Consider the following 13,314-nt stretch of genomic DNA (forward strand, 5'->3'; position numbering starts at 1 on the left):
ATTACGTGATCTGTGGTTCGCCAACTTCATAAACAACGAGATTGCGGTCGCCAATACCAAGCCCAGGCCAGGCCGCACGCCATTCGGCAATATGGGCGGAGGCAAAATGCCGGTCGAGCGAAGCACGGTCGCGCCACATCTCCTTCACATGGATGAGACCCGGTTCGAGAATATCTGCGGCATAGCCATAGTCCACACAGCCATCCTCCGCCCGACTGGCGGAGATCATGCGCTGCATGGCTTCACGCGCTTTGGCGAAGTTTTCCGGCGGCAGGCGGACGGTCCCTACGATCAGCAGCATTTCTGTCTCCATTCCACTGTTTCATTTGCCCGGAAATTATTCTAGCGTGCGCCATCTCTTGGAGCACATTTCGATGTCTTTTCTGACAAACCTGACCTTCATTCCCGAATGGACGATTTTTGTCCAGTTCGCGATAGCAACCGCGATCCTTTCCATTACCCCCGGTCCTGACATGACGCTTTTCGTCGGGCGCGCCCTGTCCGAAGGCAAGGCCGCAGGCTTTGCCTGCATGGCTGGCGCCAGCACTGGCATCGTCATTCACACAACCATGGTGGCGCTCGGCCTTTCGGCGCTCATTCTGGCGTCTCCTGCAGCCTTTACGGCGCTGAAAGTGGTGGGAGCGGGCTATCTGGTCTGGCTGGCCGTGCAGGCGATCCGCAAGGGATCGGCCTTCTCGCCGGAAAAGAATGGCGGCAAGAAGCATACGCTGTTCCAGAACTGGCTGACCGGTCTTGGCATCAACCTTTTGAACCCGAAGATCATCCTGTTCAACATGACCTTCCTGCCGCAGTTCGTCTCCGCACATGACCCGCATGCCATGGGTAAATTGTTCTTCCTCGGCCTGTCGTTCATTCCGATGGCGCTGCCCTTCACCATTCCGATGGTCGTGGCGGCAGATCGTTTCGCCGGGCTCCTGAAAAAGAACCCGACCGTGACGCGCATCGTGGACTGGATGTTTGCGGGTGTATTCTCGGCCTTTGCGCTGAAGATCATCACCGCACAGGCAAAATAGAGCATTTCCAGCAAAAGTGCGAAGCGGTTTTGCGTAGGACAATGCGAATGAAAAAGCCATTTCCAGCAAAAGTGCGAAGCGGTTTTGCGTAGGACAATGCGAATGAAAAAGCCATTTCCAGCAAAAGTGCGAAGCGTCTCCGCGGGGAAATCAGTCCACTGGACTGATTTCTGATCCCGCTTCGATGCGTACGACAATGCGAAAAAGAAGATGGATTTTATTCAACCGGGCGGGTTAAAAGCCGCCCGGCATTGCGCCCTGCCAGCAGCCAGTAGACGAAGCTGCCGACGACACCGGCTCCTGCAATGGCTGCGATCCAGAGCGAGCTTTCCGGCACGCTCCGGCCATCGCTGAACGGAAGCGATGCGCCTGCGGCGGCAAGCCCGATCAGGGCGCCCGCAACGCAATAGAACAGGGACGATTTGTAACCGCGCGCTTCAGCCAGAATGATGAGGATGAGTGCGGGCACAAAGCTGAACCCGCCAGCCATGGCTGCAATGGCAAAACCGCCAACGAAGACGGCGCTCCAGAAGCTGGTGGCTGCAAAGAGCGAACCGGCATCCGGGTCGCTTGCCATCATGACGAAATCGCTCATGAAGGAATCGATCCCGAGGGTGCGGAAAAGGATGGCGGCGAGAAACCAGCCTGCCGTCAATACACCGCAGCAATAGCCGAATACCACGATGGCGAAGCGCGTTATGTAGTCGAAAGTATCGTTCAAGCGCGCTCACCCATCGGTTTATTCACCCCGTTATTCACCATGCCCGGCAATCATCATGGCTTCGAGTGCAAGGCGCTCGCTCTTGCGCATGCGCTCCGATTCCGACTTAAGCTGGCCGCAGGCCGCGAGAATGTCGCGACCGCGAGGGGTGCGGATCGGCGATGCATAGCCAGCTGCGTTTACATAATCGGCAAATTTCTCGATCTGCTCCCATTCCGAGCACTGGTAATTGGTGCCGGGCCACGGGTTGAACGGGATCAGATTGATCTTGGCCGGAATGCCCTGCAAAAGCTTTACCAGCAGCTTGGCATCCTCAAGGCTGTCATTGATGTCCTTGAGCATCACATATTCGAAGGTGATGCGCTTTGCATTGGACAGGCCCGGATATTCGCGGCAAGCCTTGATGAGCTGTTCCAGCGGATACTTCTTGTTGATCGGCACCAGAATGTCGCGCAACTCGTCGCGCACGGCGTGCAGCGAAATGGCGAGCATCACACCGATCTCGTCGCCGGTGCGATAGATTTCCGGCACGACGCCGGAGGTCGAAAGCGTGATGCGACGCTTGGAAAGCGACAGGCCATCGCCATCGGAAGCGATAATCAGCGCCTTTTTCACTTCCTCGAAATTATAGAGCGGCTCGCCCATGCCCATCATCACTATATTGGTGATCTTGCGGCCCTCGGCGGGCACCATGGCGCCGTCTGGTGTATCCTTGTCCGGGAAATCGCCGAGCCGGTCGCGGGCGGTCAAAAGCTGCGCCAGAATTTCTTCAGAGGTCAGATTGCGCACCAGCTTCTGCGTGCCGGTATGGCAAAACGAGCAGGTGAGCGTGCAGCCGACCTGAGAGGAAACGCAGAGCGTGCCACGGCCTTCTTCGGGAATGTAGACGCTTTCGATTTCGACCGGACGGCCTGCGCCGCGCGGCGGAAAACGGAACAGCCATTTGCGGGTGCCGTCCTGCGAAATCTGTTCTTCGACCACTTCAGGCCGCGCAATGGTGAAATGCTGCGCCAGCATAGCGCGCAAATCCTTGGAAATATTGCGCATGTCGGCGAAATCGGAAACGCCGCGCACATAGAGCCAATGCCAGAGCTGGCTGATGCGCATCTTCACCTGACGCTCGGGCACACCGGCCTTGATCAGCGCTTCGGCCATTTCCTCGCGCGACATGCCGATGAGCGACGGCTTTGCCTCCAGGCTGGCGCGCGCATGGCGGGCAAGCTGGTCGCGCGTATCATCAATGGTAAGGTCGAACGAAATGGACATCTGTTTTCAACTGTTGGAGACGACGGCTGAAGCGCGTCGATAAGCTTCGCCAGATAATCTGGCCCGAATGCATGGATAAATAGGGTCCGGCACTTGGCTTTGCGACCCCTGTTGCGCGCGCTCTTAGCACACAATATCGCATTCGTCATCCCACATGAAATCCGGCCACATGAAATCCGGTCTGCTATGCATGACGGCGGGGAGCAAGGCTGCAAAAGAAAAAGCCGGGCGCAAGCCCGGCTTTGAAAGTTGTCCAATCACGAGGATTACTTGCACTTCTGGATGGCTTTCAGCGCATCCGAAATACCCTTCAGCGAATAGGTATAGTTGGTCTTGGTGCCGCGCTTCGACTGTGCCTGCACCTTCATTTCCGAACCGCCGCGCATGGCTGCGATGAGCTGCGGCTCTTCCGCTGCATTTTCCATCCAGCCGGACTTGCCGTTGACGAACATGTTGAAGTTGCGGTTGCCGATGGAGACGACGACCTTGGCATTGGTATTGAGGTCGTAACCGGCCATGAATTGCGGTTCGAACGAGATGTTCTGGCCGGGCTTCTGGCTCACGAGGAAGAAGTTGTCACCGTGATCGACATTGGCCGGAGCCTTCTGGGTCGGTACGGAGAGGACATAGCAGACCTTGCCGTTGCCCGACTGATAGCTGTAGGCGCCCCAGGCATTGAACTGGCTGATCTGGCTCGGGGTCTGGGCGAGTGCCGAACCCGCCATCCCAATCATGAACACAGAAGCCGCGACGATCGATTTTCCAAGCATTGGTTTTTACCGGTTCTCTTTCGTTTGCTTCAAACTTGAATATCGGGATGCCGCCGTTCATCACGCCGTCCCGCTCAGTTGCCGATTAAATTGCCTTAATCTGGGTTACCAAACGGTGAAGTTTCGAAAGAAAACTTGAATGAGCAGCTAAGTCGCCCCGCCATCCCTTGGCTCCACTTGAATTAAAAGAAAGCGGCGAGAGTGTGTTCGTGGGGATAAGGCAATAAGGCAGCAGTGGATTAAGGCAATATGTTGAAAGGGGGATAGGATGTCGGAATTAGGGAAATAAGGAAAAAAGCGGAGGGCAATTGAAGCAAAGTAGCCGGAATCACATAGCTGTGATCAGCCGCCGCTATTCCCTTGCTCCCTCATCCTCAAGTGCCTGTCGCGCGGCCAGCCGGTGCGCCGGTGTGATATGGGCACGAACGGCCGTCAGCGCTGCCATCAGTACGGCAACGTCATCGGTGAAGCCGATACCGGCCAGGATATCGGGAATGGCGTCGAAGGGCAGGACGAAATAGGCGAGCGCCGCCATCAGGGTCATGCGCACACGGGTCGGCGTCTTCTGGTCGAGGGCACAGTAATAGGCTGCCACCACCTCATCCATGAATGGCACCATGCGACCGGCGCGGCGCGCGGCCTTCCAGAATCCGTTCTTCACCCGTTCGCTGCGCTTCTTGAATTCGCTCTCGCTGCCGGGTTCGAGGATTTCACCGATTCTGACGTCATCCATTCTCGTTCAACTCCTGTCGTCCCGATTCCAATCGTCGAATGCGGGTTCTGACCGGTAAAAAATGGGGAGTTTGTATCGCTCTTGCAAGGCCAGTTCGATTTCCCCGTAGTCCTATCCTGCAAGAACCATCAGCTACAACGCCCTCGTCAAATCCCCAAAATACAGATTCGACCGGATTGCTCACCAAACGGCTTGGACCGCGCTGGAGCGATGCCGAACGAATGGAGGTTTTGATGCATTTGACCGGCTATGGGGAAAATTTCATCCGCAGCGACCGTTCAACACGGCTGTTTCGCGGCAACCAGCTACTGGCTGCTGGAAGCGAAGATAATTACATCACCGTCGATCTGTCGGAGGCGGGATGCTACGATGCCGCCGTCTATCTGCGGTTTCTCTTCGGAGCCGGAATTTCGCTCAACACTTTGCGCGGCACATCCAGCCAGAACTGGATACCGATCCTGAATTTCAGGGCGGGCGAACAATGGAACGGTTATTCGGCTCTACCCTTCGGTCAGGCAATCGGCTTTTATGACGTGCAGGCGGGGCACATTTTCCATGCTGCAATTTCGCTCGGCGATGTTCATATCCGGGGTGTCCATGGCGGCAAACTCGGGCAGAACTGGCAGGATCGCATCAATCTTACCCGCGTTCTACCCTATTCGAGCCGCAATCCAGATGGCAGCTTCAATTATGATCGCCGGAAGATTTACGTCTATATTTCAAAGCTCTAAATTCAGGCTATCGCATTCATCTTGCGCGCAAGCTTGATGTCGAGTTCCGTAATGCCGTTCTCGCTATGGGTAGCGAGCGTGACATCGACGCGGTTGTAGACATTGAACCATTCAGGGTGATGGTCGAGCTTTTCCGCATGGAGCGCTGCGCGCGTCATGAAACCGAAGGCGGCATTGAAATCCTTGAACTTGAAGCTCTTGGCAATCGCCTCGCGTCCGTCGACCTTCTGCCAGCCATCCAGTTCAGTGAGCGCTTCGTTCAGTTCATTTTCTGTCAGCCGGTTGCGTGCCATCGTCTTTCGCCTATGTTGCGGTTCCTGAACTAACTTATCATGAGCGCGAGAGTTCCGTGATCGTATCCGTAGCCGCACAAGCCCCGACCAGCATTCTTTTCGTTTGCGCAGGCAATATCTGCCGTTCTCCGCTTGCCGAAGGCGTGATGGGGCATGTGCTGGAAAAGCGCGGCATCCGCCATGTGCTGGTCGATTCTGCCGGAACCAATGGCTATCATACCGGCGAGGAGCCGGACGAGCGCTCCATCAGCGTTGCAGCGCATCATGGTCTCGACATTTCCGCACAGCGCTGCCGACAGCTCATCGCCGGTGATTTCAGCCGTTTTGACCTGATCCTTGGGATGGACCGTTACAATATGCGGATGATCGCTGAGCGCAGGCCCGCAAGTGCAGACGCGCATATCGGGCTTTTCGCGGAGATTGCAGAAGGGCGGACAGTTGAAATCCCCGATCCCTACTACGGCGGGACCGGGGACTTCGAAAAGGTTTACCGGATGGTTCTGGCAGCCTCCATCGCGCTTGCCGACCAGTTCTGGCCGGAACGGGCAACCAAAGGCCAGGCTTCCTCCACGATATAAGGTCCGCCACCGACGGAATCGCGTGACGACATCAGCACGAACCGTCCCACCTTGAAGGGCAGCGTCGCGAAGTTGCCACGTGAGGAGAGATAGCGCACCACATCCTCGATGCGGGGATTTCTCAGCCGCGCCAGTGTCACATGGGGCGTGAACTTGCGCGGGTCGGCGGGAATGTGAAGTCGCCGGCAGATCCGTTCGATTTCCGCCTGCAATGCGTTGAGCTCAGGCGAAGGGGATACACCCGCATAGATGCTGTGCGGCTTTTTGGAACCGAAAGCATTGACACCCGACAGGTTGAGCATGAATTCCGGCCGCCGCACGCGATCAAGCGCATTGGCAACCTCGTCGGCCACGTGGCCTTCCACATCTCCGATAAAACGCAGCGTTATGTGGTAGTTTTCGACATCAATCCAGCGTGCGCCGGGAAGACCGCCTCGCAACAACGAGAGCGAAAGCGCGGCGTCGCGCGGGATTTCGAGGGCAGTGAAAAGACGCGGCATAAGGCATCCTCCTCGAAGCGTTCCATGCCAGAGCGCCGGGCATCCAAAGGATGCGTAAAGGACACTCTAGCCTAGAGAGTCAGTGCATCGTACCTGCCGAATTGATTCGGTTAAGTTGATGCAACTGCAGCGAATCAAAGTTTGAGTCCGGGAGCAAGCTGTTTATGCTCCCGACCGGCGTCAGCCTCCCGATGTCCCCTTGTTTTGCATATCTGTCAGGCTCTTTTCGATAGTGGGCATAAAGTTAGACACCATCGTTTCGACGCCCTTTTCATTGGGGTGCATTCCGTCCTCGAGCAGAAAGTCCTTCTTGGTTGCTACGCCGTCGAGGAAGAACGGGTAGAGCGGCACGCCATATTTCTGTGCCAGCTTCGGATAGATCGGGTTGAACTTGGCGGCATAGTCCTTGCCCATGTTGGGCGGGGCCATCATGCCGGCAAGAATGACCGAAATGCCGCGCTGCTTCAGGCGCGCCAGCATCTCATCGAGGTTCTTTTCGGTAATGTCGGGTTCGATGCCGCGCAGCGCGTCATTCGCTCCCAGTTCAAGGATGACCAGATCGGTGCCATCGGGAACGGACCAGTCGATGCGCGAAAGCCCGCCCGTGGTCGTGTCACCCGACACGCCCGCATTCTCGATCGAAACCTCGACACCCTTGTCGTTGAGTGCCTTTTCAAGCTGCTGCGGAAAGGCGGCATTGGCCGGCAGCAGATAGCCCGCCATGAGGCTGTCGCCGAAACCGACAATTCTGACCTGCGACAATTGCTCGGTCGGCAGTGCGTCTTCGAGGCCGGTCGGATCTTCCTGCGCCTGCGCCGTAGTGATGGGACTTGCCGCCATAAAAGACGCCATCATCGCAAAAATCGGGAGCCATGCCGGAATTGAGAGTTTGAAACGCATCGTCGAAAACCCATATTTGAGGGGCTGTGGGCAAATGGCCCGCCGGACTTCTCTTCAATAATTGGCGCAACATAAGTTCAAATTTGTGGCGCGCTGTTTGGTTCTAAAGATTCATATAGGATAAAAACCGCGTGACGGAACAGGTTGTTGGCCCGATTATCGAACTTGAGAACGTTCATCTAACCCTTGGTCACGCCGCCTCATTGGTGCATGTGCTGAAGGGCGTTTCCCTTCATATATCGCAAGGACAGTCGGTTGGCATCGTTGGTCCGTCCGGTTCCGGCAAGTCCACGCTGCTGATGGTTCTGGCCGGTCTGGAGCATGTCGATAACGGAACTGTGAAGATTGCCGGTGAGACGATCAGCCAGATGAGCGAAGATCAGGCCGCCGCTTTCCGCGGCGCCAATATCGGCATCGTGTTCCAGTCCTTTCACCTTATTCCCAACATGACCGCGCTTGAAAATGTCGCCGTGCCGCTGGAGCTTGCCGGGCGTCGCGATGCTTTCGAGGTGGCGGAACGCGAATTGCGCGCTGTCGGCCTTGGCGAGCGCCTCACCCATTATCCATCGGAGCTTTCCGGCGGTGAACAGCAGCGCGTTGCGATTGCCCGTGCTCTTGCGCCAAGCCCGAAAATCCTGATCGCGGATGAGCCGACCGGCAATCTCGATACCACGACAGGGCGCCAGATCGCTGATCTTCTGTTCGCCAAGCAGCGCGAAAACGGCCTCACCATGGTGCTCGTCACGCATGACCCGGCGCTTGCGGCGCGCTGCGACATCGAAATTCCGGTGCGCTCGGGCCGGATCGAAGAGCCTGCACAGGGCGGCTCCGTTCTCGAATCTCTGGCAGCTGGCGCATGAGTGCGGCAAAATCGTTCTCGCTTGCTCTCCGCTTTGCGCTGCGTGAAATGCGCGGTGGCCTGTCCGGTTTCTATATTTTCCTCGCCTGTATCGCGCTTGGCGTTGCCGCTATCGGCGGCGTCAACTCGGTGGCGCGCTCGGTCAGCACCGGCATTGCGTCGGAAGGCCAGAGCATTCTGGGCGGTGATGTCAGCTTCGCGCTCAATCAGCGGGAAGCAACGGCGGAAGAACGCGCCTTCATCGCAAAACAGGGCAGAATGGCGGAAAGCGCCACCATGCGCTCCATGGCGCGCATGCCCGATGGTTCCGACCAGTCGCTGGTCGAGGTGAAGGCTGTCGACGCTGCCTATCCGCTTTATGGCGAACTGAAGGTTCAACCGCAGCAATCTTCGGCCGATATGACCGGCGAGAAGGACGGCACCTATGGTGCTGCCGTCAGCCAGGACTTTCTCAATCGCATGGACCTGTCGCTTGGCGCAAAGGTGCTGCTCGGCTCGCAAATGTTTGAATTGCGTGGCCTGATCGAGAGCGAACCGGACCTCTTGTCGTCCGGCTTCAATTTTGCGCCGCGCTTTCTGGTTTCGCTGGATGGCCTGCGTGCTTCCGGTCTCATTCAGCCCGGAAGCCTTGTCGATCATATCTACAAGGTTGCGCTTCCGGACGGTGCGCCGGATGCAGCAATTGCCGAAGTCAGGCAGCAGGCCGCTGCCGATTTCCCCGATGCAGGCTGGAACATCCGTTCCCGCACCAATGCCGCGCCAGCGCTGAGCGCCAATATCGAGCGCTTCTCGCAATTCCTGACACTGGTGGGCCTGACAGCCCTGATCGTCGGCGGTGTCGGCGTCGCCAATGCAGTGCGCGCCTATCTTGACGGCAAGCGCGGTGTGATCGCCACCTTCAAGTCGCTCGGCGCGCCAGCGCGCTTCGCGGTGTTGGTTTATCTCGTGCAGATTATGGTGATCGGCTTCATAGGCATTGTTCTCGGGCTGATACTGGCGGCGATTATCCCGTTTGCTGCCGCGATGGCGCTTGCCAATTATCTGCCGGTCGCCGGTGGTGGCGGTTTCTTTCCCGATGCGTTGGCGCTCGCTGCCGTCTTCGGCCTTATCACCACGCTTGCCTTCGCGATTATTCCGCTGGGCCGCGCACGCGATATTCCGGCGACGGCGCTTTTCCGCGAACAAGGTTTTGAACAGCGCGGCCTGCCACCATTCCTCTATCTCACCCTTGCGGTTCTGCTGATTGCTGCACTCGCCGGTCTGGCGCTCTACGTTGCTTATGACCGGCGTATCGCCGCAATCTTCATCGTTTCGGCCATTGCGGCTTTCGGCGTGCTGCGGCTAGTCGCCGACGGCATCCGCTGGCTTGCCCGCCGGGTTCCGCGCGTGCGCTCGACGTCGCTCCGGCTCGCAGTGGGCAACATCCATCGACCCGGCGCGCTCACGCCTTCTGTGGTGCTTTCACTGGGCCTTGGCCTGACGCTGATGGTGGCAATCGCGCTGATCGATGGCAATCTGCGTCGCCAGGTAACGGAAAACATTCCAGCGCAGGCGCCTGACTTTTTCTTCGTCGATATCCAGAACCGCGACATCGGTGATTTCACCAAGCTGGTCAGCGGCATCGTGCCTGATGGCAAGCTCACCTCCGGTCCGATGCTGCGCGGGCGTATCGTTGCCTTCAACGGCACCAATGTGCGCGACATGACCATCCCGCCGGAAGCAGCCTGGGTGCTGCGCGGCGACCGTGGTATTACCTTTTCCGATACAGTCCCCGAAAACTCGACACTGACGGAAGGCGAATGGTGGCCGAACGACTATAGTGGCGAACCACTGGTGTCCTTCGCGGAGCGCGAGGGCAAGGAACTGGGTCTGAAGCTCGGCGACACGGTGACGGTCAATGTGCTGGGCCGCAACATTACCGCGAAGATCGCAAGCTTCCGTCAGGTTCAGTGGGAAACGCTTGCGATGAATTTCGTCATGGTGTTTTCGCCCAATACCTTTGCCGGTGCGCCTGCGACTTGGCTGGCGACGCTCACCATTCCCGATAGCCAGAAGAACCTTGCGCCTGATGTGCTGCGGCAGGTCACCAAGACATGGCCCGCCGTCACGACGGTCAGCGTGACCGATGCGCTCAATGTCGCCAATGATCTGATCAGCCAGCTTGCAACCGCCATTCGCGCTGCGGCCTCCATCGCGCTGGCTGCGTCGGTTCTGGTGCTGGGCGGCGCGCTTGCCGCAGGCAATCGCGCGCGCGTTCACGATGCGGTGGTGCTGAAGACGCTGGGCGCCACGCGCGGCACGCTGATCACGGCCTATGTGCTTGAATATATGCTGCTCGGGCTTGCAACGGCGCTCTTTGCACTTGTCGCCGGCAGTGTGGCTGGCTGGTATGTCGTGGTGGAAATCATGAAGCTGAAAGCGAGCTTCCTGCCTGATGTCGCGCTGATGACCGTTGCCATCGCGCTGGTGCTGACTGTCGGTTTCGGCCTGGCCGGGACATGGCGCGTTCTCGGCCAAAAGCCTGCCCAGGTGCTCAGGACGATATGAACGATTTGTAATCGTCACCGGCAGAAAAACGTAAGTCATTGGATCGTATGGAGAAAGCGTTTACACTTCCAGGCTGTTGCATCACGTTTTTTTACAGGTGGTACTTGTACGCGAAGGCCGAAATCCCCATAATGTCAGGCAGGCATGCTGGGGTCCCGCCAGCGGCGCCTGGCGGCGGCTCGACCTTTTGAGCGCCCCCGACACCGGACGGGACATGGCAAGAGGATTTAAGTCATGGCTGACTTTCGCAATATTCAGGCGCAGCAGAGGCCGGTAGGCGGCGCTCGCGCTGATGCAGGCATCGATCAGGGCCTGCGCAGCTATATGCTCGGCGTCTATAACATGATGGCTATCGGCTTGGCCGTTACCGGCCTTGCCGCATTTGCCGTTGCAGCACTCGCAACGACCACGGACCCGTCCGCAGCCGTCGCCCAGCTCGCCAACGGCAAGATGCTCACCGGTCTCGGTGTAGCGCTCTACACGTCTCCGCTTCGCTGGGTCGTGATGCTTGCGCCGCTTGCGGCAGTGTTCTTCCTGAGCTTCCGCATCGAACGTCTTTCGGTCTCGACCGCTAACGCCGTCTTCTGGGGCTATGCAGCTCTCGTCGGCCTGTCGCTGTCGTCGATCTTCCTGGTCTTCACCGGCCAGAGCATCGTTCGCACCTTCTTCGTGACGGCTGCTTCCTTTGGCGCGCTGTCGCTCTACGGTTACACGACCAAGCGCGACCTGTCCGCCATGGGCTCGTTCCTGATCATGGGCCTGTTCGGCCTGATCCTGGCATCGGTCGTCAACATTTTCCTCGGCTCGACCGCGCTGCAGTTCGCGATCTCGGTGATCGGCGTTCTGATCTTCGCAGGCCTCACCGCCTACGACACGCAGTCGATCAAGGAAATGTACTACGAAGGTGATTCTTCGGATGCGCATGGCCGCAAGGTTGTGATGGGCGCGCTGCGTCTCTATCTCGACTTCATCAATATGTTCACCTTCCTGCTGCAGTTCATGGGCAACCGGGAGTAAGGTTCTCTTGTAGAGTTTTATACGGGAAACCCCGCCAAGCTTCCGGCTTGGCGGGGTTTTTTGTTTGCGTCTGGGTGATTGCCATTTCAAAGCATCCAATTGTTTTCGATCCCGGAAAATATCGGTCATGTGGGTGCTGTGTGAAATGTATTCATTCTGATTGTAGTTTTATCTTTTTATTTCAAATATTTATATTGGTTCAGCGTGGCTATGGCATTGAATGATTTCAATCTGAACCCAACAGCAGATGCTTTCCTTCTCATTTGACACCATTTTGAACTCGTCCGGTTAAGGCACAGAACGAATGAAGTCAGAAAACGCTGTGCTTCACGAGCGTTGCAGGGAAAGGAAGGCTGAGGCTATGTCGATTGCAAGAGTATGCAGCTCACCTCGTATCGACGACCGTAGTCAGTCCCGCATTCCTGTGGAGCGCGAGGAAAAGTTTCCGGCTCATATGCTGGCCATGATGTGGCTCGCAATGATCGTTGGCTGTCTTTGGTTCTGGGGAGCCGTGTTGCGCTTCCTGCTTTCCGGCTTTTGAACCTCAAAAACTCCATTCCGCTGTCCAGAATACGCGGAATGGCTGGTGCTCGCCTTGGTTCTCGCCAAGCGCGATCCTATGGTCTCATGATGCCCCGCATCATTGAGGCCGTAAACTCCCGGCCGACTACAGATGCCCCCGCAACGCCCGTCGGTCGGGAGTGCTAAGTCTGTTGGAAAGTGCGCAATCGCTCACACATCATTTCAATGATGGCCATCCAACGGAAAAGTTCCCCAACCACTCCTCCTGTTCTGTCGGTTGATGCGCTGCCCCTGAAGGAGAGCCGTGCCGTGATGCACGAAGGCAATCTTGTTTCAGCCTGCATTCTGGAGGTGTTGGAAAGGCTGAAAACAAGACTGAAGCAAACGTGCCGGATTGTGAGAGTGGCACATCCAGCGTCACCTTCATCGCCCTGGAAATCCGGTAATCGGGAGGCGTTTCATGATTGGCATTATCGGCCGTTCGGGACTGATTGCACTGCTTATGACAATTCCCGCTGCCAGTCATAGCGATGTGGTCTTGTCGGCACAGATAAGGCGGCTGGAAGATATGTTACTTTCCGGCTTGCCTGCTAACGGCCAAAACCGCTTTCGGGAGGCGCAGTCGGCGTGGGTTACTTATAAAATTGCCGAATGTCGCCAACGATATTTGAATTATCCCGCAGTGACGGAAATTGAAGAATGTAATAGCGAATTGGATCAAGAGCGCATGAAATATTTACGTCTACAGTTGCGTTGGCTTCATGGTCTTCCAGGGAAAGTGAAATAACCACGTCTGACAAATCCTTTCTCTTTGTTAGAAATTATGTGTTTTACTTGTTTGTG

The 13,314-nt window shown here is 57.1% G+C and carries 16 protein-coding genes; 8 read left to right on the top strand and 8 right to left on the bottom strand.

Going from position 1 to position 13,314, the window contains the following annotated elements:
- Position 1 precedes the first annotated feature (1 nt).
- Positions 2 to 301, bottom strand: coding sequence for a putative quinol monooxygenase (locus ABDF71_RS01950; protein WP_010657891.1), 300 nt, complete (start codon positions 299 to 301; stop codon positions 2 to 4).
- Positions 302 to 374: 73 nt separating this feature from the next.
- Between ABDF71_RS01950 and ABDF71_RS01955 the strand changes: the two genes are divergently transcribed.
- The gene (locus ABDF71_RS01955; protein WP_010657892.1) at positions 375 to 1,034 is read left to right on the top strand and encodes a LysE family translocator; all 660 of its coding nucleotides are present in this window, start codon (positions 375 to 377) and stop codon (positions 1,032 to 1,034) included.
- Positions 1,035 to 1,251: 217 nt separating this feature from the next.
- Here the strand turns inward: ABDF71_RS01955 and ABDF71_RS01960 are convergent, their stop codons facing one another.
- From ABDF71_RS01960 to ABDF71_RS01975, 4 genes are all read right to left on the bottom strand, one after another.
- A complete protein-coding gene (locus tag ABDF71_RS01960; protein WP_151691164.1) occupies positions 1,252 to 1,755 on the bottom strand; it encodes a hypothetical protein in 504 nt (167 codons plus the stop codon).
- A gap of 30 nt (positions 1,756 to 1,785) precedes the next feature.
- Entirely contained in the window at positions 1,786 to 3,021 is a 1,236-nt protein-coding gene (gene rlmN / locus ABDF71_RS01965; RefSeq protein ID WP_029926026.1) for a dual-specificity RNA methyltransferase RlmN, read from the bottom strand.
- A 266-nt stretch (positions 3,022 to 3,287) separates the two neighbouring features.
- Entirely contained in the window at positions 3,288 to 3,791 is a 504-nt protein-coding gene (locus ABDF71_RS01970) for an invasion associated locus B family protein (RefSeq protein ID WP_010657895.1), read from the bottom strand.
- Between the two features lie 352 nt (positions 3,792 to 4,143).
- Positions 4,144 to 4,524: a YkvA family protein gene (locus ABDF71_RS01975; RefSeq protein WP_125333667.1), complete on the bottom strand. Its 381-nt coding sequence runs from the start codon at positions 4,522 to 4,524 to the stop codon at positions 4,144 to 4,146.
- A 233-nt stretch (positions 4,525 to 4,757) separates the two neighbouring features.
- Between ABDF71_RS01975 and ABDF71_RS01980 the strand changes: the two genes are divergently transcribed.
- On the top strand, positions 4,758 to 5,255 hold the full coding sequence (locus tag ABDF71_RS01980; RefSeq protein ID WP_226622377.1) for a hypothetical protein: 498 nt from the start codon (positions 4,758 to 4,760) through the stop codon (positions 5,253 to 5,255).
- Between the two features lie 2 nt (positions 5,256 to 5,257).
- Here the strand turns inward: ABDF71_RS01980 and ABDF71_RS01985 are convergent, their stop codons facing one another.
- A complete protein-coding gene (locus ABDF71_RS01985; RefSeq protein ID WP_010657898.1) occupies positions 5,258 to 5,548 on the bottom strand; it encodes a 4a-hydroxytetrahydrobiopterin dehydratase in 291 nt (96 codons plus the stop codon).
- Positions 5,549 to 5,604: 56 nt separating this feature from the next.
- Here ABDF71_RS01985 and ABDF71_RS01990 point away from each other — a divergent pair, with 56 nt between their 5' ends.
- On the top strand, positions 5,605 to 6,126 hold the full coding sequence (locus tag ABDF71_RS01990) for a low molecular weight protein-tyrosine-phosphatase (RefSeq protein ID WP_259030233.1): 522 nt from the start codon (positions 5,605 to 5,607) through the stop codon (positions 6,124 to 6,126).
- Here the strand turns inward: ABDF71_RS01990 and thpR are convergent.
- Positions 6,036 to 6,626 (bottom strand): RNA 2',3'-cyclic phosphodiesterase, encoded by a 591-nt coding sequence (thpR, locus tag ABDF71_RS01995; RefSeq protein ID WP_010657900.1) that lies wholly within the window; start codon positions 6,624 to 6,626, stop codon positions 6,036 to 6,038. The genes ABDF71_RS01990 and thpR overlap by 91 nt on opposite strands.
- A gap of 180 nt (positions 6,627 to 6,806) precedes the next feature.
- Entirely contained in the window at positions 6,807 to 7,526 is a 720-nt protein-coding gene (locus ABDF71_RS02000) for an arylesterase (protein ID WP_010657901.1), read from the bottom strand.
- A gap of 131 nt (positions 7,527 to 7,657) precedes the next feature.
- Between ABDF71_RS02000 and ABDF71_RS02005 the strand changes: the two genes are divergently transcribed.
- The 5 genes from ABDF71_RS02005 to ABDF71_RS02025 all read left to right on the top strand — a co-directional run bounded on the left by ABDF71_RS02005 (position 7,658) and on the right by ABDF71_RS02025 (position 13,258).
- Positions 7,658 to 8,386, top strand: coding sequence for an ABC transporter ATP-binding protein (locus ABDF71_RS02005; protein WP_010657902.1), 729 nt, complete (start codon positions 7,658 to 7,660; stop codon positions 8,384 to 8,386).
- Positions 8,383 to 10,932: an ABC transporter permease gene (locus ABDF71_RS02010; RefSeq protein WP_259030234.1), complete on the top strand. Its 2,550-nt coding sequence runs from the start codon at positions 8,383 to 8,385 to the stop codon at positions 10,930 to 10,932. The genes ABDF71_RS02005 and ABDF71_RS02010 overlap by 4 nt, the downstream gene beginning before the upstream one ends.
- A 234-nt stretch (positions 10,933 to 11,166) precedes the next feature.
- On the top strand, positions 11,167 to 11,949 hold the full coding sequence (locus ABDF71_RS02015; protein ID WP_011982324.1) for a Bax inhibitor-1/YccA family protein: 783 nt from the start codon (positions 11,167 to 11,169) through the stop codon (positions 11,947 to 11,949).
- Positions 11,950 to 12,310: 361 nt separating this feature from the next.
- On the top strand, positions 12,311 to 12,490 hold the full coding sequence (locus ABDF71_RS02020; protein ID WP_144405894.1) for a hypothetical protein: 180 nt from the start codon (positions 12,311 to 12,313) through the stop codon (positions 12,488 to 12,490).
- A 441-nt stretch (positions 12,491 to 12,931) separates the two neighbouring features.
- Positions 12,932 to 13,258 (top strand): lysozyme inhibitor LprI family protein, encoded by a 327-nt coding sequence (locus ABDF71_RS02025; protein ID WP_259030235.1) that lies wholly within the window; start codon positions 12,932 to 12,934, stop codon positions 13,256 to 13,258.
- The last annotated feature ends 56 nt before the right edge of the window (positions 13,259 to 13,314 follow it).

It is taken from the genome of Ochrobactrum sp. WV_118_8 (genome assembly GCF_039631535.1).
In the GTDB taxonomy this organism is placed as follows: Bacteria; Pseudomonadota; Alphaproteobacteria; order Rhizobiales; family Rhizobiaceae; genus Brucella; species Brucella anthropi.